Source organism: Chryseobacterium cucumeris (genome assembly GCF_016775705.1).
Taxonomy (GTDB): Bacteria; Bacteroidota; Bacteroidia; order Flavobacteriales; family Weeksellaceae; genus Chryseobacterium; species Chryseobacterium cupriresistens.
Genome location: NZ_CP068760.1, coordinates 3,614,569 through 3,634,935 on the forward strand (window position 1 = coordinate 3,614,569; position 20,367 = coordinate 3,634,935).

At 37.4% G+C, this 20,367-nt stretch carries 19 protein-coding genes; 12 read left to right on the forward strand and 7 right to left on the reverse strand.

Features of this window, described 5'->3' with window-relative positions:
• Positions 1-203 precede the first annotated feature (203 nt).
• Together JNG87_RS16150 and JNG87_RS16155 are read left to right on the forward strand one after the other, a co-directional pair.
• Positions 204-1,634, forward strand: a complete 1,431-nt coding sequence (locus JNG87_RS16150) for a DUF1800 family protein (protein WP_238349605.1) — start codon at positions 204-206, stop codon at positions 1,632-1,634.
• A 168-nt stretch (positions 1,635-1,802) separates the two neighbouring features.
• Positions 1,803-2,987 carry a DUF1501 domain-containing protein gene (locus tag JNG87_RS16155; RefSeq protein ID WP_202839595.1) on the forward strand — a complete coding sequence of 395 codons (1,185 nt, stop codon included), beginning with the start codon at positions 1,803-1,805 and terminating at the stop codon, positions 2,985-2,987.
• 291 nt (positions 2,988-3,278) lie between these two features.
• Here the strand turns inward: JNG87_RS16155 and JNG87_RS16160 are convergent, their stop codons facing one another.
• From JNG87_RS16160 to JNG87_RS16170, 3 genes are all read right to left on the reverse strand, one after another.
• Positions 3,279-3,416, reverse strand: a complete 138-nt coding sequence (locus JNG87_RS16160) for a hypothetical protein (protein ID WP_167348772.1) — start codon at positions 3,414-3,416, stop codon at positions 3,279-3,281.
• Between the two features lie 106 nt (positions 3,417-3,522).
• Entirely contained in the window at positions 3,523-4,542 is a 1,020-nt protein-coding gene (locus JNG87_RS16165) for a helix-turn-helix transcriptional regulator (protein WP_202839597.1), read from the reverse strand.
• A gap of 71 nt (positions 4,543-4,613) precedes the next feature.
• Complete coding sequence (locus tag JNG87_RS16170) at positions 4,614-4,949, reverse strand: HopJ type III effector protein (protein ID WP_202839599.1); 336 nt, start codon at positions 4,947-4,949, stop codon at positions 4,614-4,616.
• A 158-nt stretch (positions 4,950-5,107) separates the two neighbouring features.
• Here JNG87_RS16170 and JNG87_RS16175 point away from each other — a divergent pair, with 158 nt between their 5' ends.
• Together JNG87_RS16175 and JNG87_RS16180 are read left to right on the forward strand one after the other, a co-directional pair.
• Positions 5,108-6,490 carry an RtcB family protein gene (locus JNG87_RS16175; protein WP_202839600.1) on the forward strand — a complete coding sequence of 461 codons (1,383 nt, stop codon included), beginning with the start codon at positions 5,108-5,110 and terminating at the stop codon, positions 6,488-6,490.
• A gap of 274 nt (positions 6,491-6,764) precedes the next feature.
• A complete protein-coding gene (locus tag JNG87_RS16180; RefSeq protein ID WP_202839601.1) occupies positions 6,765-8,519 on the forward strand; it encodes a hypothetical protein in 1,755 nt (584 codons plus the stop codon).
• A 260-nt stretch (positions 8,520-8,779) separates the two neighbouring features.
• Here the strand turns inward: JNG87_RS16180 and JNG87_RS16185 are convergent, their stop codons facing one another.
• The 3 genes from JNG87_RS16185 to cobT are packed head-to-tail and all read right to left on the reverse strand — an operon-like array spanning position 8,780 to position 11,106.
• Positions 8,780-9,334 (reverse strand): histidine phosphatase family protein, encoded by a 555-nt coding sequence (locus tag JNG87_RS16185; RefSeq protein WP_202839602.1) that lies wholly within the window; start codon positions 9,332-9,334, stop codon positions 8,780-8,782.
• Entirely contained in the window at positions 9,319-10,101 is a 783-nt protein-coding gene (locus JNG87_RS16190; protein WP_202839603.1) for an adenosylcobinamide-GDP ribazoletransferase, read from the reverse strand. Before JNG87_RS16190 ends, JNG87_RS16185 begins: the two co-directional genes overlap by 16 nt.
• A complete protein-coding gene (gene cobT, locus JNG87_RS16195; RefSeq protein WP_202839604.1) occupies positions 10,102-11,106 on the reverse strand; it encodes a nicotinate-nucleotide--dimethylbenzimidazole phosphoribosyltransferase in 1,005 nt (334 codons plus the stop codon). It lies immediately after the preceding gene.
• Positions 11,107-11,539: 433 nt separating this feature from the next.
• Between cobT and JNG87_RS16200 the strand changes: the two genes are divergently transcribed.
• From JNG87_RS16200 to JNG87_RS16210, 3 genes are read left to right on the forward strand one after another with little or no spacing between them, the layout of a single operon-like run.
• A complete protein-coding gene (locus tag JNG87_RS16200; protein WP_202839606.1) occupies positions 11,540-12,289 on the forward strand; it encodes a DNA polymerase beta superfamily protein in 750 nt (249 codons plus the stop codon).
• 6 nt (positions 12,290-12,295) lie between these two features.
• Complete coding sequence (locus JNG87_RS16205) at positions 12,296-12,928, forward strand: hypothetical protein (RefSeq protein WP_202839608.1); 633 nt, start codon at positions 12,296-12,298, stop codon at positions 12,926-12,928.
• 19 nt (positions 12,929-12,947) lie between these two features.
• Positions 12,948-14,033 carry a DNA polymerase beta superfamily protein gene (locus JNG87_RS16210; protein WP_202839614.1) on the forward strand — a complete coding sequence of 362 codons (1,086 nt, stop codon included), beginning with the start codon at positions 12,948-12,950 and terminating at the stop codon, positions 14,031-14,033.
• A gap of 86 nt (positions 14,034-14,119) precedes the next feature.
• On the opposite strand, the gene JNG87_RS16215 is transcribed toward JNG87_RS16210, so the two are convergent.
• Positions 14,120-14,461: a TfoX/Sxy family protein gene (locus JNG87_RS16215; protein WP_202839616.1), complete on the reverse strand. Its 342-nt coding sequence runs from the start codon at positions 14,459-14,461 to the stop codon at positions 14,120-14,122.
• A gap of 342 nt (positions 14,462-14,803) precedes the next feature.
• Between JNG87_RS16215 and JNG87_RS16220 the strand changes: the two genes are divergently transcribed.
• The 5 genes from JNG87_RS16220 to JNG87_RS16240 all read left to right on the forward strand — a co-directional run bounded on the left by JNG87_RS16220 (position 14,804) and on the right by JNG87_RS16240 (position 20,365).
• The gene (locus tag JNG87_RS16220) at positions 14,804-15,319 is read left to right on the forward strand and encodes a DUF2975 domain-containing protein (protein ID WP_202839618.1); all 516 of its coding nucleotides are present in this window, start codon (positions 14,804-14,806) and stop codon (positions 15,317-15,319) included.
• Between the two features lies 1 nt (position 15,320).
• Complete coding sequence (locus JNG87_RS16225; RefSeq protein WP_045494476.1) at positions 15,321-15,524, forward strand: helix-turn-helix domain-containing protein; 204 nt, start codon at positions 15,321-15,323, stop codon at positions 15,522-15,524.
• Positions 15,525-15,704: 180 nt separating this feature from the next.
• Positions 15,705-16,577, forward strand: a complete 873-nt coding sequence (locus JNG87_RS16230; protein ID WP_202839620.1) for an ABC transporter ATP-binding protein — start codon at positions 15,705-15,707, stop codon at positions 16,575-16,577.
• A gap of 2 nt (positions 16,578-16,579) precedes the next feature.
• Entirely contained in the window at positions 16,580-19,822 is a 3,243-nt protein-coding gene (locus JNG87_RS16235) for an ABC transporter permease/M1 family aminopeptidase (protein ID WP_202839622.1), read from the forward strand.
• A 102-nt stretch (positions 19,823-19,924) separates the two neighbouring features.
• Positions 19,925-20,365 (forward strand): MarR family winged helix-turn-helix transcriptional regulator, encoded by a 441-nt coding sequence (locus JNG87_RS16240; protein WP_202839624.1) that lies wholly within the window; start codon positions 19,925-19,927, stop codon positions 20,363-20,365.
• Positions 20,366-20,367 lie beyond the last annotated feature (2 nt).

Below are 20,367 nucleotides of genomic sequence, written 5' to 3' on the forward strand. Positions count from 1 at the left end.
TCAAAAACTGACCTCAAAAAGTGAATTATAGAAAAAAGAAAGGAGGCATGAAGATGGAAACTGGAAGTAATATGCTCTTATATAAAACTTACGTCTGTTATAATTAAAGTAAAGAGAAATTTCTCCTTCCCTTACACCATAACTTCCAGCTTCATTCTTCCAGCTTCCAGTCTAAAAACAATATTAACAATCCTTAACCCGTTATGAGTTTTAACCTTCTTCTTAGAATTACATCCAAAAATAAATTCTCCATGATGGCTGATTCATTAGTAAAAAACAAGCATCTTCTCTGGCGGGCAGGTTTTGGTGTTGGCGTTAATCAAATTGATGATTTGAAAAATAAAAACATTAAAACGTTGATGAATGAATTATTTAAAGAAGAAAGCTTCAGCGAAATCACTTATGACACTCCTGATCCGGTTTCTGTGGCAGATTATATGAACAGTACGGCTCCTGCGGAAAAGAAAAAAGAAATGCAGCGGATCAACAGGGAACAAAATAATGAACTGAACCTGAACTTCCTGAACACCATCGTTAACAGCAAGGAACAGTTGAGGGAAAAGATGGCCTTTTTCTGGCATGGACATTTTGCTTCAAGAGTACAAAATCCAAGATTCAACAAACAGCTTTTAAATACAATCAGGAAAAATGCACTCGGCAATTTCAGAGATCTGCTTTTTGAAGTAAGCCAGTCGCCTGCCATGTTGAATTTTCTGAATAACCAACAGAATAAAAAAGACCATCCTAATGAGAATTTTGCCCGTGAAGTGATGGAACTGTTTACCATGGGAAGAGGAAATTACACTGAAAAGGACGTAAGAGAAGGAGCAAGAGCTTTTACAGGATGGAGTTATGATAAAGAAGGGAATTTTAAAGAAAGAAAAAATCTCCATGATGAAGGCAGCAAAACTTTCCTGGGAAAAACAGGCAACTTTGACGGAAATGATGTTCTCAATATTATTCTGGAACAAAAGACAACGGCTCAGTTTATTACCACAAAGATCTATAAGTTTTTTGTGAATGAAAAAGTGGATCAGGATATCGTCAATACACTCAGTACAAACTTCTACCATTCAGGATATGACATTAAAAAGCTGATGACTGAGATCTTTTTAAGCACCTGGTTTTATGATCAGAAAAATATCGGAAACAGAATAAAATCACCTATAGAACTGATGGCAGGTATGATGCGAATCCTTCCAATGCATATTCAGAACCCTGAAAACCTCATCGTGTATCAGAAATTACTGGGGCAAATGCTGCTTTACCCGCCCAATGTAGCGGGATGGCCAAATGGAAAATCATGGATTGACAGCTCCACTTTAATGCTCAGGCTTCAGGTTCCGCAGATCTGGTCCGGACTCCGCCCTTTGGAATACAGCCCACGGCAGGATGATGATATTGATATGGGAATGAAATCCCGTGAAACAGCATTAAATAAAAGCTTTAAAAACCCGAATATCACCATCGACTGGGATCGTATTGAAAAGCTTTTCGCCTATAAAAACTGTGAAGATTATCTTCTGCAGAATACCCAAAGCCTCGATATGAACTCTGTAAGTAATTTTTCAGACAAGAGTATAAAAATGACTGTCATCAACCTGATGTCTACTCCGGAATACCAGTTATGTTAGGTAGGAGGTTTTAGGTTGCAGGTAGCAGGTAATAGCTGTCGCAGAATAACTTGGCTACCCCTGATTTATTTTCTGCTGCTATAAAAATATAATGCACCCCAGCCCTATAATTTACAACCTGCAACCTGTCATCTGCCACCTGCCACCTTAACCCCCAAAAACAAAATTATGTTAATCAAAAGAAGAGAATTCCTCAAAATAAGTTCCCTGGCTACGGCTTCTATGCTGATGCCTAATTTCTTAAAAGCGATGACGCTGGATGAAGCTTTGAATCCCAGTCAGAACATTCTGGTCGTTCTTCAGTTTACGGGTGGAAATGACGGGCTGAATACTATTATTCCGGCAAAAAATGATATTTATTTCAGGGAAAGAAAAACATTGGCCATACAGGATTCAATACCACTTACGGATGAAGCAGGGATTAATCCTTCTCTCTCCTATTTCAAAGAACTTTTTGATAACGGAGAGCTTTCTGTGATGAATAATGTAGGCTATCCCAACCCGGATAAGTCGCATTTCCGAAGCATGGATATCTGGCAGTCGGCAAGCAGAAGTGATCAGTTTCTGGAAACAGGCTGGCTGGGACGTTTTCTGGACGAAGAATGTTATCGCTGTGATCATCCTACGCAGGCACTGGAAGTAGATGATATGCTTAGTCTGGCCCTAAAAGGTGAAAATAACAAAGCTTTTGCCTTTAAAGATCCCAAAAGACTCTATCAGACCAGTCAGGAAAAATATTTCAAATCTCTTTATGATCATCATCACGACGATGAAACGGTATCTTACCTTTATCAGACTTTAGGTTCTACCATTAATAATGCTGATTATATTTTTGAAAAAAGCAAAGCTAAAAAAACAGAGCAGGTTTACCCCAATTCCCAGTTAGGAAAAGATTTTAAAACGGTTGCTTCTTTGATAAAATCAGACATCAATACTCAGGTGTACTATCTTTCTGTAGGAAGTTTTGATACGCATGTCAATCAGAATGACAGACAAAAAAAGTTATTTGATGATATCAACGAGTCGGTAAAATCATTTGTTGCAGATATGAAAAGTAATGGGCTCTTTAAAAATATACTGTTGATGACATTCTCAGAGTTTGGACGTCGTGTGGCACAGAATGCCAGTAACGGAACCGATCACGGGACCGCCAACCAGATGTTCTTTATCAGCGGAAACCTTAAGAAAAAAGGACTGTTAAATACACTTCCTGATCTGCAGAATCTGAATGATGGTGATCTTATTTATAAAGAGGATTTCAGAAAAGTATATGCAACAATTCTGAAAAACTGGCTTAAAGCGGACTCTTCCAAAGTATTGGGATGGAAAGATGGTATTTATGATTTTGTGTAGGGAAACCGGGATTCTACGGAACGACACAATTGGAACGGTGATGTATCCAAACAGCTTGTCATTCCTTAGGAATCCAGCCTTTGCTATAAGGAATACAAAAACAATCCTGTCCAATACACCAACTGAAGACGTAAAAATTCCCATCCTCCGGACGGGTGGCGAAAATTCAAAGAATTTTTGACGGGGTGGTTTTCAGTACTCATTAAAAAGATCCATTACCAACAAAAAAGAGACTGTACCTTGTTATGACAGTCTCTTTTCAATAATTTTAAATGTAAACTACTTTTACGTTTAAGCCGTAATCTGCTTTTTTTCGTTTTCTTTCTCTTCCTGTTTTTTATCTATTTTCTCAGATATTTTTTTAACGATATACTCTATCGCCAGCGGTGCTATGATTGCAATTAATGCTTTAAATATTCTTGATTTCATAATTAATTTGGTATTGTTAAGGTAATACTACAATTTCCAAGCCAAGATAAATTATGAAAATAAATTATCTTCAACAAAGCCCTGTGAATGGTACATTTAAACTAATTTAGTTTTCCTCAGGAACAATCAGATTCTGATAATTTTTACTGCCTGCCCTGAACTTTTCCTCCATTTTCAACCGTAGTTTTTTGGGCTTATGTACAATCAGAGAGTCTCCGAACCCAAGCAAGAGTCTTTCCAGCTCAAAATTGATCTGCACACATATTTTAAACAGTGTGCCGTCACGGTCTTCCTTTAGGATCTCCTGACTTTTATGCAGTGGTTTTGTTTTCACATAGGGAGCATTTCCCGAATCCACCCAAAAGACTACATTCCTGGGATCCATTGATTCTGAAACAGTAACCCCAACAATATCTTTGAAGTATTCATCTCCATCCAACTCCTTGTCAATATATACAATACTGTCATCTGTTTCAATACTTTCCATTCTGTCCAGTGCCAGATTGTACATTTTCTGTTTGTAAAGACAGATCAGAAACCAGCGGTTGTTGAATTCCTTCAGCAGCTGCGGATGTACTGTAAAAATATTGGATTCCCTTGCCGTAAAGCTTTTGTAAAGGATCTTCATTACTTTTTTATTAGCAATACTTTCATACAGAATATCAATATGTTCCAATCCTTTTAACTGTTCATTTTTATCCAGATGAATAATAGATTTCTGGCTGGTGGCATGAATAGAATCTTCCAGTTTCTGAATAACCCCATTCATTTCTTTGAACATAGAAAAGTCTTTAAATTGTTTTAAAATCTGAACTGCATTGTTCATTGCCTTCAGATCACTTTCATTCACAGAAATATTATGAATGCTGTATTCCGGATCACTGTAACGGTAGTATTTTCTTTCATAAACTTCAATAGGAGCTTCATACCCGAATTTTTCACTCCGCATATTCTGAAGATCGAGCTGAACAGTCCTCTTACTTACATAAGATTCTTTTCCCTCAAATTCAAACAATGCTTCCGAACATTCATCAATGAGATCTTCCAGCGTGTATTTCCTGTATTTATTTTTAAGACATTTATCTAATGTTTTATACCTGATCAGAGCATTTTTATTGGATGACATACCTTAGTGTTTAATGATTGGGTGTTTCTTTTAATAGCAATCTGCTTTTATTTCTGCTCTTTTCCTGAAAATTATTTCTCTCTCAAAGCATTTTCGTCAAAAGTAATCCCTTCCCAGCCGAATTTCATAAAGTTCCGGATATTCTGATGATCAGTTCCTTCAGGATTTTTCAGCACATCCTCTCTGTAAAACTCACCAAACAGCCAAAGGGTTTGTTCTTTTGTCAGATCCTTAATGCTTGCAAAACTGAAGACCTTGCAAGAACCGTTGTTCTGTCCGGCCTGATTGGTTGTATCTCCGTTTTGAAAGGCAGTAGGAGTAAATTCATAATGTTCATCAATATGAGCTATCACATCATTAAACTGGATCGTTTCCGGAAAATGTTTTAATTGTTCTAATAATACCATGAGCCTTGTTTTTTTTAATAATATACAATTTTACGAATCTGCCGGAGGCCTTTTTTCGTCTTTTTAATAAATTTTTGTAAAAATAATTAAAATTTCTTTATCTACGCAAAACTATTGCGCAATAATGATATTACTTTGCATCATCAAAATGAAACAATATGGAATTTAATGGAAATCATTTAATCGAATTAGGATATAGACCGGCAAAATGGTTTAAGGATGCCATTACCTATATCAACGAGAATAAATTGGATGAACATCAGATCGCAGAATATCTGGTACAGTTCAAACAGCCAGATCTTATTCCGCTTCATAAAACAGCTAAAGATTTTATAATCAATATACGTGCAGAGCACGAAAGTGAAAATGATAATGTGGACAAAGTAATCAAAACCATGGAGGTTCTGATGAAAACCCCTACTCTGGTTGGCGGAGCTTTAATGCCGGACGCCTGCCCTACAGGTCCTGAAGGCCAGATTCCGGTGGGAGGAGTGGTCGTGGCTCAAAATGCCATTCACCCGGGATTCCATAGCGCCGATATCTGTTGTTCAGTGATGCTGACGGATTTTGGAAAGACAAATCCTAAAGATGTCCTGGATGCAGCACACTCTGTAACCCACTTCGGATATGGAGGAAGGCCAAGAGGTGAACAGATGTCGATGTCCCAGGAACTGATGGATGCTTTCAGAGAAAATGAGTTCTTAAATGATGAGAAACTGATCAGTATCGCCCGTTCCCATATGGGAACCCAGGGAGACGGAAACCATTTCCTTTTCGTTGGAATTTCCAAAAATACTGGAAACACAATGATGGTAACCCATCACGGATCAAGAGCTCCGGGTGCTGCCTTATATGATAAAGGAATGAAGACCGCCAACCGTTTCAGACAGGAAATCTCCCCTGAAACATTAAGAGAAAATGCCTGGATTCCTTATAATACAGATGAAGGTAAATCGTATTGGGAAGCACTGCAATTAATAAGACAATGGACCAAAGAAAACCATACTTCCCTTCATGATGCAGTGCTGAACAAGCTGGAAATCGAGAAGGAAAACAGATATTGGAATGAGCATAACTTCGTTTTCAGAGATGGAGACCTGTTCTATCATGCAAAAGGAGCTACTCCGCTGGATGATAAGTTCATGCCTGATATTACAGGACCAAGACTAATTCCCTTGAATATGGCCGAACCAGTATTGATTGTTCAGGGAAAAACGAATGAAAGAAACTTAGGTTTTGCACCGCACGGAGCAGGAAGAAATTTCAGCAGAAGCCAGCATAAAAGATCATTGGCTCATAAAACCACTGAGGAAATCTTCAATGAGGAAACAGCAGGATTGGATATCCGTTTCTACTCTAATGAGATTGATATTTCTGAACTTCCAAGCGCTTATAAAAGTGCGAAGAATGTAAGAGCACAGATAGAAGAATACGGACTTTGTGAAGTTCTGGATGAAGTGATGCCTTACGGATGTATTATGGCCGGAGATGTTCAGAAGAATGCTCCGTGGAAGAAAAAAAAGAAATTCAGAAAAGCATAATTTTAATAGTATGTTCAAACCTAACGGGTTTTAGAAACCCGTTAGGTTGAATAAAAACAATAAACCAAATTTCAAAGCACTAAAAAATTCAAGGCAAAGAAAGTTCCTATATTTCCAGATTTACTTTCCGCCTTTTTACAAATTACAAGGCAAACGGAGTTCCTATATTTTTTGGAAAATACTCCCCGCTTTTTATAAACTATAGGTAAAAGGAGTTCCTATACCTTTCACTTTTAATGAATCTACTCCTCACTTATTTTTTAAACTTAAAACAATGAAAACACTACAATTATTCAATGCTGTACTGGCCAGAAAATCTGACGAAAAACCATTTGTTTCCAATGATGGTTTTATTATTGAACCAGATGCTTTATGGGCAAAAAATGAGATCATCTCTTTTTATGCAAAGGAAAAACTGAATGGTAATGATTTGAATAAAACCTTTCATAAATCCTGGGAGAAAATAAAGAACACTTCCAGAATTGATTTATTTTTTGAACAGATCACTCATTATATTTCAACCTATGGAAGCGATTTCCAAAGCGAAATCTATATTCCCAATGAAATATTGAATGTTCCTGATATGAAGCTGGTTTTTAAAGTAATCAAAGCCTATTCTGTGGAAGAAATGCAGGAAAAATGTCTTGCTCTTTTAAGATCAGGAATTGCTTTAAAAGAAGAAACCATTGATGATTTGCTTTCTATTTTACATACGGAGCTGGAATATGATTTTACAGGAAAAGAAAACATCAGGAATAAAGAAGCCATTATAAAAATAGCTGATCTTTATGATATTTACCCTGAAAATCCTGTTGAATTCTTGCGTTATGTCATTTATAAAACGACGAGCACTACGCTTTTAATCAAAAATGATGATTTGATTAATTTAATCAAGCAGAGTAATTTCAATCCGACATATCTGTTTGAAAGCTTTGGAATGGAAAAAATGGCGGAAATCTTCAACAGATTTAAACCGTTATTTCTGGCTTATAAAAACAGAGCACCCAAAGCGATCAATAAAATATCAAAGTTATCTAAGGTTCATCATAAACCATTGGTTTCAAACCCACTGAACGATGCTACCAATACATTACTGGAAAACAGCGATTGGCACTGGCTGGAAAATGCGACACCGTTTGCATTATTCAAAGCATTGTCAGCATGTTACTCCAGAATGTACGGTCAGGATACCTTTGTTTACAGAATCCGAAACGGAAAATCATGGACTAAAAAAGGTAAGGAAACTTACGTGAATCAGTTCAATTATGATTTCATTCTGGACTTTTTGAAACTGAAGTATGAAAACCTATCCGGAAAGAAATTCTATTTTCCTGAGAATGTAGAATTTGCATTGCCAACTTCTGAAAAGATGTTTGTTGGAAATATTCCTACCGGAACCCGTTTTTATGCGGATAGACTGGCTGTAGGTATTTATTGGGAAGATCAGTGGGGTGCCAATGACCTTGATCTTTCCGGATTGAACATCGCAGGAAAAATAGGTTGGAATGCCGCTTATAACCATGGTAACGGGCAATTGATGTACTCAGGAGATATGACATCTGCGCCTAACGGTGCGGTTGAATATCTTTATGCCAATAAAGGCCTTTGTGAACCAACCCTTGTTATGAACAACGTTTTCAGTGGAGACGCCAACTGTGGATATAAAATTGTGATCGGAAAAGGAGATGATATTTCCTACGATTATATGATGAATCCTAATCACTTCTTTGCTGAAGCCAGATGTAATTCTGTTCAGAAGCAAATGGTTCTGGGAATGCTTGTAGCGAAGAATGAAAAGCAATGTTTCGTACTGTTGAATTTCGGAGCCGGACATTCGCATGTTTCAGGAAATAGCCAGATTTCTGCAATGGCAACAAGTGCATTATACCAGCAATGGTATGAAGCGATGTCTTTCAATGAGCTTATCAAAGAGCTTGGAGGTGAGATTACCACAGAAAAAGCGGAAGCTGATTTTGATTTCTCACTGGAAAGCCTGGAAAAAGATAGTTTTATCAGAATTTTTAAATAAATTCCATGACGTCATCTGATGGTATCGGGTGGCGTTTTTTTGTGGCGGTTTGGTTGGGTAAACGTTGAGAACCACCCCGTCAAAAATTCTTTGAATTTTCGCCACCCCTCCGAGGGAGGGGAATTTTCACGTCTTCAGTTGGGAGAATGGTCGGGATTGTTCTATTTCTGTGTATGTTTTTTACAGGAATCCGGCCTACAAACTAATCTTTAACAAACGGACTAAAGTCCGTTCCTATTGAATACAAGCCTTTATGGTAATTATACATTCAACTTTTTAACAGAAAAAACTCCTTCATTCACATGAATGATCACTTTCCTTCCATAATCAATCTGAATAGTAAACATATTCTCCAGTGGAAACTGAAGCACCACCTGAAGGATCAGACGAATAACTCCGGCATGCGTAATTATAAGTGCTTTTTCCAGATCTTTTCTTTGAATGAATTCATTCCAGAAGCTGAGAACGCGGTTTTGCATTTCCAGAAGACTTTCACCGTTTGATGCTTTTACACTAACAAAATCTTTGTACCACGGATTGATTTCTTCTTCTGGAATATCCGTCCATTTTTTTAATTCCCAGTTCCCGAAATTCATTTCGCGAAGTCTTTCATCTGTTTGGTATTCAAATTTAAAATAACCAGCCAAAAAACGGCATCGCTCAGAAGGACTTGAAACAATTACATCATAATGACCATCAATATCCAACGATTTAAAATCTTCGATACACTCTTTCCGTAAAGACATTTCAGCAAAACCATAACACAGGTTTTCAGGATTGTCCACAGCAGTATGACGGATCAGATGAATTTCCATACGATGATTGTTCCTAAATAAAATAAAACTTCACAAACCTGCTGTACCGATCCCAGACAATCACCTGTATACCCTCCGATATGTTTTTTAAAATACCAGCCCATATATATTTTTCCTAAATAAGCGAGCGCAAAAGCAAAAATCAAATACCAGTCCTGAACCAGGGCAAATGCAATTAAAACACTGATAAATCCTACCAGCAACGCCATCTTATCCAACGGTTTATTGGCTAAAGGCTTTGATTTGCTTACATCAATATCGGTAACATACTCGTGGGTATAGATCATCGTTCCTGCAATAAAACGGCTTACTGTATGCCCTAAAATAACAATGAGTAAAACGCCCACCGGATTACTCATTCCTAAGGTTTGAATACTATAAAATTTTAAAGCAAAAAGCAAAATGATCCCTATCGTTCCATATGCTCCTACCCGGCTGTCTTTCATAATCGTCAGGATTTTTTCCTTTCCATATCCGCCTCCGAAACTGTCGCACATGTCTGTGAAGCCATCTTCATGAAAAGCTCCGGTCAGCAAAACATTGGAAATCATCATTACAACAATCCCGATTTCAAGATTAAAAAGCAGTGTAGAAAGATAAAGAACCAAAGCGTTGATGGACCCTACAATCAAACCTACCCAGGCAAAATATTTCTGAGATTTATTCATAATCTCGCTGGAGTACGGAATGGTAAACGGAACCGGAATTCTAGTGAAAAACATGAGTGCCGTTGCAAAGTAAATCAGTTCATTTTTTATAGCTTTCATTTAGTTTTTATTTGATACATCTGCATCTTCGAAACTTGACATTTCATTCAGAAAATTAACGGCACTTTGAATAATCGGATAAGCCAATGCACAGCCTGTTCCCTCTCCGAGACGCAGATTCAGATTGAGAATAGCCTGCTCTCTCATCAGTCCCAACAGCTGAGGATGGGCATTTTCATTGCTTACATGGCAGAAGATACAGTTATTCAATACTTCAGGATTCTTTTTCCAGACCGTGGCTACCGCAACTGTTGCGATAAAACCATCCACCATGATCAGCATATTGTGATGATAAGCTTCTTCTATGGCTCCAATCATCTGGGCTATTTCCAATCCGCCAAAGGTCTGGGCAATCTCATCCTCAGACATTTCAGAAGGATATTTTTCTATGGCTTGTGTTAAAATACTGACCTTATTGTCTAACTGATGATCATTCAGTCCCGTTCCACGTCCGATACAATGGATAATCGGAATGTCAAAGAGCTTGCTCATCATTAAAGAAGAGGCGGAAGTATTCCCGATTCCCATTTCTCCAAAGCCAATGATATTGCAGCCTTTTTTAGCAATATCATTCACCACAGACTTTCCATTTTTAAGCGCCTGATGGTATTCTTCAGGAGTCATGGCAGGTTCTTCCAGAATATTACGGCTGGATTTTCTTACTTTTTTATCAATGAGATTCAGTTCTTCCGGGAAATCAAAGTTCACTCCTGCATCTACAATTTTAATGTTGATACCATTCTGTCTACAAAAAACATTAATGGCAGCACCTCCGCCAAGGAAGTTCATCACCATCTGATAGGTGACCTCCTGTGGATAGGCACTTACGCCTGCAGCAGCAATCCCATGATCGGCCGCAAAAACTACCATATGAGGGTTGAGTAACTGCGGAGAAGTGGTTTTCTGAACCATTCCGATTTTGTGGGCAATATGTTCAAGATGTCCTAATGCCCCTAATGGTTTTGTTTTAAAATCAATTTTATGCTGTAATTCTGATGATAACATGGATGTTTATAGTTACGTTAAATGGAAAAGTGCAATATTAGTAAAATTCAATGAGTCTTTTCTTTTGTCTTGACACAAAAGAAACAAAAGGTCAAGACCTTGAAAATTGAGCTAAAATAAAATGTGTTCTCTAAAAATTCTAAACTCGTGCGAATTCATTATTACTTTTTTGTATCAATATATTCGTCGCACTCAGACAGGAGAATTTTCTTAACGTTCACACAATTTATTTTTTTAACGCCCAATTTTCAAAAGTCAAAAAATTTTAGCCCGCAATATTCACTTACTCACAAACCGAACCCTGCAACTCTCAAACTCTCCCACACTCAAACCCTAAAACCCACCCCCACGAAACCCGCACCTCGAAACCTAAAAAAGCTACGCGAGTACATTGCGCACTTCACCCTTTACTTTGCACCATCAATCAATACCAATGACACCGAAAATACTTAAAAAAATAAAAGAAATAGAAGCAGCACGGGGCGTGGAAGTCCTTCTTGCTGTAGAATCAGGGAGCAGAGCCTGGGGTTTTGCGTCTCCTGACAGTGATTTTGATATACGTTTTATATACCGTCATGAAAAAGACTGGTATCTTTCTCCCTGGGATAAGGATGAAACGATAGAATTTATGACAGAAGATGATCTGGATGGTTCCGGCTGGGACCTGCGAAAGACGTTTCATCTCTTACTGAAGTCGAATGCGGTTTTGCTGAGCTGGTTTTATTCTCCTATCGTGTATAAAGCGGATGAAGGGTTTGTAGAACTCTTTAAACCTTTGGCTGATGCCTGCTTTTCTCCGATAGCAGTTTCCTATCATTATCTGAGCATGAGCAAGAAATATCTGGAAGCCTGCAGACATGATGAAGTAAAATTAAAAAGTTATTTTTATTGTTTACGAACCACATTAACAGGAAAATGGATCATAGAAAAAGGAACGGTTCCTCCTGTACTGTTCAATGACCTGCTTGTTTTAACGGATGAAGCCACCAAAAGAAAAATAGAAGATCTTATCACCTTAAAAGCAACCAAAGGAGAATCTTACTACCATCCGAACGATTGGGAACTGTTTGATTTTCTGGAGAAAACAGTCGCTGAAAATGAAGAAAAAGCGAAAAGTTTATCTGGGGGAAAAGCGGATAAAGGTGAGATGGAGAGGATTTTTAGGGAGATATTACAATTATAATAGCTTATGAAACAACTATCTGAAAGAGCTCTTAATTTTTTAAAAAGAAAAGAACGAAAAGAGGAGTTTTATATTGATAAAAAGGAGATAGAAAATTACTTATCCTTGTATTCCATCAAAAATTACTCTGAGATCCTTAGGTTTCAAGAAATGTATTCTGGTCTTATCATAAATGATAATATCATACACATTTTCAATCCTGCTAATGTAAAAGAACATAAGACAATCAAGACTTTTCTATGTGAAGAGCAAGTTCTGTTCCCTATTTGCAATGGACTTTGTATTTCGGAAGATGGAAGAATTGCCATAAAAGATAATATCAGCAATGATTATATCTTTTATTTTGAATTTTTTGAAACTTTTATAGAGCAACAAGCTTTTTTTGAGGAGTATCAAGATTACAAACACCTTCCAGCCATAGGATATTATACTAAGAATATCAGTTTAATTTCAAAAGGTCTTGCAGATTATGATTTCATTACTGAATGTTCGGACCGTTATCATTCTCTTTGGAAAAATATTTCGAATCTTGTCCACGCCAGATTATACCCTGGAGGCTACACGATCATTTTTGATAGTATTTCAGAAAAAGAACGTAGTTTTTTAATTAAAAAGCTAGAATCAAACAAATTAATCTAAAAAACTGTAATTAACTAAAATGACCATCCAAGACCTAAAAAATAAAAATCTCCTCCTCTTCGAAGCCATTTCCGGAAGCCGGGCTTTTGGGCTGGCAACGGAGAATTCTGATACGGATATCCGCGGGGTGTATTATCTGCCAAAGGAAGATTTCTTTGGACTGAACTATATTCCGCAGATTTCCAATGAAACGAATGATCTTACGTATTATGAAATCGGAAGATTTGTAGAACTGCTTCAGAAAAACAATCCTAATATTCTGGAAATTCTGGCCAGTCCGGAGGATTGTATTCTGTACAAACATCCGCTGATGGATTTATTGAAAACAGAAGATTTTCTTTCAAAGCTGTGCAAAGACACTTTTGCAGGGTATGCTGTTTCGCAGATCAAAAAGGCAAAAGGTCTCAATAAAAAGATTGTAAATCCGATTGATAAAGAAAGAAAATCAATCCTGGACTTCTGTTTTATTTTGGAAGGACAAGGTTCTGTACCATTGAAAAAATGGCTGCAGGAATTCTCTGTGTCTACAGGACAGAATGGTCTCTCACAGGAAAAATGCGGATTGATAAACATTGATCATACCAAGGGAATGTTCGCTTTATTTTATGATGAATCGGGAACATTGGGATATAAAGGAGTTATTCAGAATGAAGAAGCGAATCAGGTTTCTGTATCCTCTGTTCCTAAAGAGGAAAAACCGGTTGCTTACCTGTTTTGTAATCTGGATGCGTATTCTGTGTATTGCAAAGATTACAGGGAATACTGGAAATGGGTGGCTGAGCGCAATGAAGAACGTTACAATGTTAATCAGACTCACGGACAGAATTACGACAGCAAGAATATGATGCACACCATACGACTTCTGCAGTCCTGCGAACAGATTTTTAAAACCGGTTCACTAACGATCCGTGTAGAAGACCGTGATGAACTTTTAGATATCAAAAGTGGCAACCAGTCGTATGAAAGTGTAATGCAAAGGGCAGAAGATCTTATTCAATCTATAGAAAATCATTATTCTACCACCACTCTACCCGACTCTCCGGACCTGGAGAAAACCACAAAAATATTAATTCAGATCAGAGAAAAACTGTATAATCATGAATGATAAACGATAAATGATAAATGATGAGTGATGAATAGTGGGATTGGTGAATTCCATCACTCCCACTCTCAAACACTCAAACCCGAAACTCATTTCTTCGCCGCCTTCGCCAATGGATTATAATCAAGACATATTTTAATCCAATACTCAAAATCATCTGCTTTTTTAAAACCTATGGGTTCTACATAGCAATAGCCACTTAACTGTTTCCCTTTCATGATCATTGGGAGAAAACCTTTCTTCTCCGAAACCTCATCTTCCAACTCTGGGTCATAACGGCACATCAGATTATCATGACTGATGTTGATGCACATCTTTCCGTTCACCAGAAAAGACAGTCCGCTGAACATTTTCTTTTCCTCGACCTCTATATTATTTTCCATTGAAAGCCGTTCACGTACACGGTCTGCAAGTTCAATACTGTAAGCCATGATTTCTTTTTTTTTTTTGATATATCCTTTTTAATAATAATGGCTTCGACAGGCTCAGCCTGACAGTGCTTAAAAATTGTCGTTGGTATTCCAGTTGTCACCCTGAGCCTGTCGAAGGGCATTAATAAGAAAACCTTTGTTAATCATTAAGCTCGGGTATTAATTAAAGGGATAAGTTGATCAACTTTTCTCTTATTAAAATTAATAAAAAACTGTGATTAACACCTTATTTTTTTAGTATTATTGATGAATTCAAAATTTAAAAATTAAAATTTTATTTAAATAAATTATTGTTTTACGATAATTAATTATACATTTGCAATAGTAATTACAATTCATACCATGAACCAGACCAAAATTATTACAAGAATTTTATTCTATATCTGTGCCTTACTTTCGGCCGGATATTTAGTCACTTTTGGGTATTCCTTATTCTGTCTGATGAGCGGATTTGCGGTCACGTCTTATAAAGAAGGCCAGTTCCTTCACATCAATTATCCGTTTACAGAACAACCGTTTCTGAATATCGAAAACAATTATCCTTATATGATCTTTTCCTTTATGTTGGTGCTTATCACTTATGGAATCTTTTTCTGGTTATCTGCCAGGGTTTTCAAAGTGTTTTTCCAACAAAAACTGTTTACTCAGGAAAATATCATTCAGCTTAAGAGATTTTACCTGTACAATATTTTCATTTCGCTTCCTCTGGTTATTATCGCGAGTTTCTTTGTGGAAGTAGAAAGTATCATATGGGGACTGGTGTTTATTCACTTTATGCTTGGAATTTTCTGTCTGTTTCTTGCGAATATCTTTAAGCAAGGACTACATTTGCAAAACGAACAAGACCTATTTATTTAAAATGCCAATTATAGTCAACTTAGATGTGATGCTTGCCAAACGAAAAATGCAGAGTAAAGAATTGGCAGAAAAACTGGGTATCACGCCCGTGAACCTCTCTATCCTTAAAACCGGCAAAGCCAAAGGTGTCCGTTTCGATACTTTGGAAGCCATCTGCAAAATCCTGGAATGCCAGCCGGGAGATATTCTTGAATATAAAGAGTAGACGGGATTCGGGTTGCGAGCTTCGGGGTCTGATTTGAAGTGTTTTAGAATGGGAGTGTAAAAAATTCTCTTCTAACTTCTAACCTATAGCTTCTAGCCTCCTGCCTCTAACTTCCAGCCATTAACTTCTAAACCAGCTGCCGAAAGGCCGCCTGTCCTTCTATTCCCCAAACACAACGTTATGAATACATTATCCATCAACAACCTTAGCCTTACCTACAAAAATGGATTTCAGGCTATTAAAGACATTTCACTCGACATCAAAAACGGTATGTTCGGGCTTCTTGGTCCCAACGGAGCCGGAAAATCTTCTTTGATGAAAACCATTGTAGGACTTCAGAAACCGACCTCCGGAACAATACTTTTCAACGGAGTGGACATCGCCAAAAACCCTGATTATATTAAGCAGAATCTCGGATTTCTTCCTCAGGATTTCGGAGTATACCCGAAAGTTTCCGCGTACGATCTATTGGAACATATTGCCATATTGAAAGGGATTATTGATAAAAATCAACGTAAAAATCAGATTCTGGGTCTGCTGGAAAAAGTCAACCTTTCTGATTTTGCGAAAAAAGAAGTTCATACCTTTTCTGGCGGAATGAAACAGCGTTTTGGTGTTGCCCAGGCCTTATTAGGAAATCCGAAGATCATCATTGTAGATGAACCTACTGCAGGATTAGATCCTGAGGAACGTAACCGTTTCAATACGCTGCTCAATGATATCAGCCAGGAGGTTATCGTCATTCTGTCCACGCATCTCGTTGAAGATGTCAGAAATCTTTGCTCAGAAATGGCAGTGATGAATCATGGGCAAATCCTCCGAAAAGGAAACCCCGGAACACTCATTGCAGAGCTTGACAACAGAATCTGGTCCAAATCTATCGACAAAAATGAACTGGAAAGCTATCATTCCAGCTATGAAATCATCAGCAGACAGCTTTTGGAAAGAGAGCTTTATATCACTGTATTTTCTGAAGAATCTCCGAAAGACTTCAGCCCTGTAACACCTTTGCTGGAGCACGTTTACTTCCATACACTCACCCAAAAACCTTAATCATGAACGCGATATTCTTATTTGAAGCCGGACGCTCTTCCAAGCACTGGCTCACCTATCTTGTGGCCTTACTTTTAATAGGAATGGGCATCTTTTCTGGCAATCAGTTCAATCTTTCAGTAGGAGAAGGGATTTATTTAAACTCTCCCTACACCATTGGTTTTATGACCGGAATGCTGAGCCTTGCCGTGATTTTTTTCGCTACGGTTTATGCATTGCAGCTGCTTTTTAAAGATCAGGATTCAAAATTTGACAGTATTCTGTTTTCATTCCCATTGTCAAAACTCACTTACCTGAAAGGGAAATTCTATGCTTATTTTTTACAGACGTTTTTAAGTTTTTCTTTCCTAATGACAGGATTTATCATAGGTCAGATGATGCGGACGGGAAGTGAAATGCAGGAAGGTTTTAACATTGTCCATTATTTATACCCTTTATTCATATTCGGTTTTATCAACAGTTTATTTGTCTGCAGTTTCCTTTTTCTCATTGCATTTATTGTCAGGAAAAAACTGCTGATTGTAGTAGGCGGACTGCTTCTGTATGTTTCTTACATGATTATCCTGCTGTTTTCCAATTCACCCTTTATGGCGGGAAGTCTTCCCCAGTCACTGGAAACGCAACAGTTTTCGGCTTTAATAGATCCTTTTGGATTATCCGCTTATTTTATGGAAGCCCGTGATCTCACAGCTCATCAGAAAAATATTCAACTGGTACCTTTCTCTGGTTATCTTTTGTTTAACAGAATTTTATTCTCTTTTATATCTGTTGGAATTCTTCTGCTTTCACATAGATTATTTTCTTTCTCCAATACCTCAGGAAAGAAAGTAAAAACATTAGGAAATACTCTTATATTTTCGGAAACAAATGGAGCTGAATACTCCACTGTTACACCCAGATTCAATGGATGGAGTTCTTTCCGGTCCGTATTGTCCTTTACAAAAACCGATCTTACCTATTTGTTTAAAAGCATTGCCATTCCTGCTGTATCGATTCTTTTATTATTCTCTGTGGGAATGGAAATGTATGCCGAAATTGAAAAAGGCATCCGTCTTCCGCAGAAGTATGCGAGTTCAGGTCTTATGGCGGCCACCATTTCAGAAAACTTCCATTTGCTTGGACTTCTTATTTCCGTTTATTTTTTAAACGATGTCTACTGGAGAAGTTCTTCTTCAGGATTTTCTCTGATTGAAAACAGTACCTATTTATCAAAAAACAGATTAACCGGCCATTTCATTTCCATCAGTTTTCTGCTGTTTTTCTTCACCGGAATTGTAATTATTCAGGGCATTATTTTTCAGGCGGCTTATCAGTATTTTCATATTGATTGGAATGCTTATCTCGGTGTTTTTCTTTTCAATACTTTCCCATTGATGCTGTTTTCCGGATTGATTCTTTTGATAAATGACAGAATTCCCAACAAATTCATAGCCCTTGGAGTTTCCATTCTTGCCGTTTTTATAGTATCAGGTCCGGTTTCAGGGAAATTGATACCCTACCCTCTTTTCAGAATATTCTCAGATTTTAAAGGGACTTACAGTGAGTTTAACGGCTATGGAATCTATGAAGAAGCTTTTCTACAAAGACTTTTATTCGGAACAGGGATTATCAGTATTTTATGGATGCTCAACAGCATTATAAAAATTAAAAAAGTTCCTGTACTTGTATGTGGCTTCAGTATCATTCTGCTCATCTCAGGAATCTTTGCCGGAACATTGTTTATGAAAGGTTATATCCCAAAAAATGAAGATCAGGCTATTCTAAGCTCGGAAGCATATGAAAAAAACTATCGAAAGTATGAAAAACTTCTACAGCCGGATATCACCGATATTGCTACAGAAATTAAACTGTATCCTTCGAAAAATGCTTATCAGATCATTGGAAAATATACCCTTAAAAATCAAACCAATCAACCTATCAATAAGGTCCTGATCAATTTTAATAAAGATTTAAAACTGGAATCTGCTGTGATAAAGTGTGGTACTGAAATCTCAAAAATTAATAAGCATGTTACAGAAGTTTCATTACAAAAGCCTCTCCGGCCTGGTAAAACAGCTTCTCTTGATTTTAAAATCTCCTATCAATGGTTTGCGGTCAACGGACACCGGTCTTTCAATGCCATTATTGAAGACGGATCTTTTATGAGGATCAGCAGGTATTACCCAACAATTGGATATCAGAAGGATAATGAAATTCAGGATGAAAAACAACGCAGCCAATTCAGCCTTGGAAAACTTACTGAACTGAAGAAACCGGAAGCCCCTGAAGTTTCAAAAAGGGATTTTATCAATCTTACGATGATGATTTCCACCGAAAAGAAACAAACAGCCATAGGAACAGGAGATCTTGTCAAAAAATGGTCACAGGCCGGGCGCAACTATTTCAAGTTTAAAGCAGATCAGATTCCTTTCCGGTTTGCCGTTTCATCTGCTGAATATAAGATCAAAAGCGAGAACTATAAAGGAATTTTCATCAATATCTTTTATCATCAGAAACACTTTGAGAATGTGAATCACCTTCTTGAAAACGCAAAGCTTACTTTAGATTACTGCCTGCAGAATTTCGGGACTTACCCTTTTAAAAGCATCAACTTTGCGGAGATTTCTTCTTTTACCAGAGGTTTTGCGGCTACAGCCTATCCTTCTGCTGTTTTTATGCCTGAGGATATGGTTTTCCACGCCAATATTCTGGCGGATAAGAAACAGGATGTCATCAATGAGCTGGCAGGTCATGAACTTTCCCATCTCTGGTGGGGCAGCAGCCAGATCGACCCTGATGACAGAGAAGGTTCTGTGATGCTTACTGAAACCCTCGCCATGTATACCGAAATGATGCTCTACAAAAAAATGCATGGCAAAGAAAAAATGATGGAAAGAATCAACGTACATCAGCAGATCTATGACAATGAAAAAGGACTGTCTGAAAATGTACCGATCTACAAAGCGACCGGAGACGTACCTCATATTTCATATTCCAAAGGGGCTGCAGCAATGGTACAGTTGAGTAACTTAATCGGTGAAGATAAAGTGAACCTGGCTTTGAAAAATTTCCTCAATAATAATCAATATCCAAAGAAACCTGGTTCATCGGATCTGATCAATGAGTTTTACAACGTTGCTCCGGATATTTCCACCAGAAAACAAATCGACAGATTATTCAAAACCACAGAAAATATAAGGTTTACTTCAGGATCTAAAACTGCTTCTGTAAAGACAAAATCCAAAGAATCCGGTAACAGTTTTTAATTTTTTTTGAAAATATTTTTCAGGAATTGTAACAAAGTAAAATGATGATTTACTAATTAATTGACATATCAATAATTGATACATCATTTTAAATCTGAAAATATGGAAAAGTTAAATTCAATCATATTCTACAACATAGACAAAGCGATCAGATCTTACAGAAACTATGCTCAACGCCAGCTGAAAGCGCATGGTTACACGATCACTATTGATCAATGGCTTATCATCAAAGCGATTCTGGAAAACCCGGGAATTACCCAGAATGAAATTGGTGATCTGGTTTTTAAGGACAATGCTTCTGTCACGAGAATGATTGATTTAATGGTAAAATCCGAATACATTATCAGAAAAGTTCATCCTGAAGACCGAAGAAAAACCAACCTGGAAGTGACAGATTCAGGGGTAAAAGTGATTAAAGAGGTTCAGAATATCGTAGAAAAGAACCGAAAAACAGCTTTAAAGGGCATCAGCAATGAAGAACTGGAAGTGATGTATTCAGCTTTACTGAAAATTTCAGAAAACTGTCTCAACCCTAAAAAGTAAAA

Excerpts from the sequence above, each read along its gene's own strand:
- JNG87_RS16150 (WP_238349605.1), top strand. The coding sequence starts at position 204 with ATGAGTTTTAACCTTCTTCTTAGAATTACATCCAAAAATAAATTCTCC.
- JNG87_RS16155 (WP_202839595.1), top strand. The coding sequence starts at position 1,803 with ATGTTAATCAAAAGAAGAGAATTCCTCAAAATAAGTTCCCTGGCTACG.
- JNG87_RS16160 (WP_167348772.1), bottom strand. The coding sequence starts at position 3,416 with ATGAAATCAAGAATATTTAAAGCATTAATTGCAATCATAGCACCGCTG.
- JNG87_RS16165 (WP_202839597.1), bottom strand. The coding sequence starts at position 4,542 with ATGTCATCCAATAAAAATGCTCTGATCAGGTATAAAACATTAGATAAA.
- JNG87_RS16170 (WP_202839599.1), bottom strand. The coding sequence starts at position 4,949 with ATGGTATTATTAGAACAATTAAAACATTTTCCGGAAACGATCCAGTTT.
- JNG87_RS16175 (WP_202839600.1), top strand. The coding sequence starts at position 5,108 with ATGGAATTTAATGGAAATCATTTAATCGAATTAGGATATAGACCGGCA.
- JNG87_RS16180 (WP_202839601.1), top strand. The coding sequence starts at position 6,765 with ATGAAAACACTACAATTATTCAATGCTGTACTGGCCAGAAAATCTGAC.
- JNG87_RS16185 (WP_202839602.1), bottom strand. The coding sequence starts at position 9,334 with ATGGAAATTCATCTGATCCGTCATACTGCTGTGGACAATCCTGAAAAC.
- JNG87_RS16190 (WP_202839603.1), bottom strand. The coding sequence starts at position 10,101 with ATGAAAGCTATAAAAAATGAACTGATTTACTTTGCAACGGCACTCATG.
- cobT (WP_202839604.1), bottom strand. The coding sequence starts at position 11,106 with ATGTTATCATCAGAATTACAGCATAAAATTGATTTTAAAACAAAACCA.
- JNG87_RS16200 (WP_202839606.1), top strand. The coding sequence starts at position 11,540 with ATGACACCGAAAATACTTAAAAAAATAAAAGAAATAGAAGCAGCACGG.
- JNG87_RS16205 (WP_202839608.1), top strand. The coding sequence starts at position 12,296 with ATGAAACAACTATCTGAAAGAGCTCTTAATTTTTTAAAAAGAAAAGAA.
- JNG87_RS16210 (WP_202839614.1), top strand. The coding sequence starts at position 12,948 with ATGACCATCCAAGACCTAAAAAATAAAAATCTCCTCCTCTTCGAAGCC.
- JNG87_RS16215 (WP_202839616.1), bottom strand. The coding sequence starts at position 14,461 with ATGGCTTACAGTATTGAACTTGCAGACCGTGTACGTGAACGGCTTTCA.
- JNG87_RS16220 (WP_202839618.1), top strand. The coding sequence starts at position 14,804 with ATGAACCAGACCAAAATTATTACAAGAATTTTATTCTATATCTGTGCC.
- JNG87_RS16225 (WP_045494476.1), top strand. The coding sequence starts at position 15,321 with ATGCCAATTATAGTCAACTTAGATGTGATGCTTGCCAAACGAAAAATG.
- JNG87_RS16230 (WP_202839620.1), top strand. The coding sequence starts at position 15,705 with ATGAATACATTATCCATCAACAACCTTAGCCTTACCTACAAAAATGGA.
- JNG87_RS16235 (WP_202839622.1), top strand. The coding sequence starts at position 16,580 with ATGAACGCGATATTCTTATTTGAAGCCGGACGCTCTTCCAAGCACTGG.
- JNG87_RS16240 (WP_202839624.1), top strand. The coding sequence starts at position 19,925 with ATGGAAAAGTTAAATTCAATCATATTCTACAACATAGACAAAGCGATC.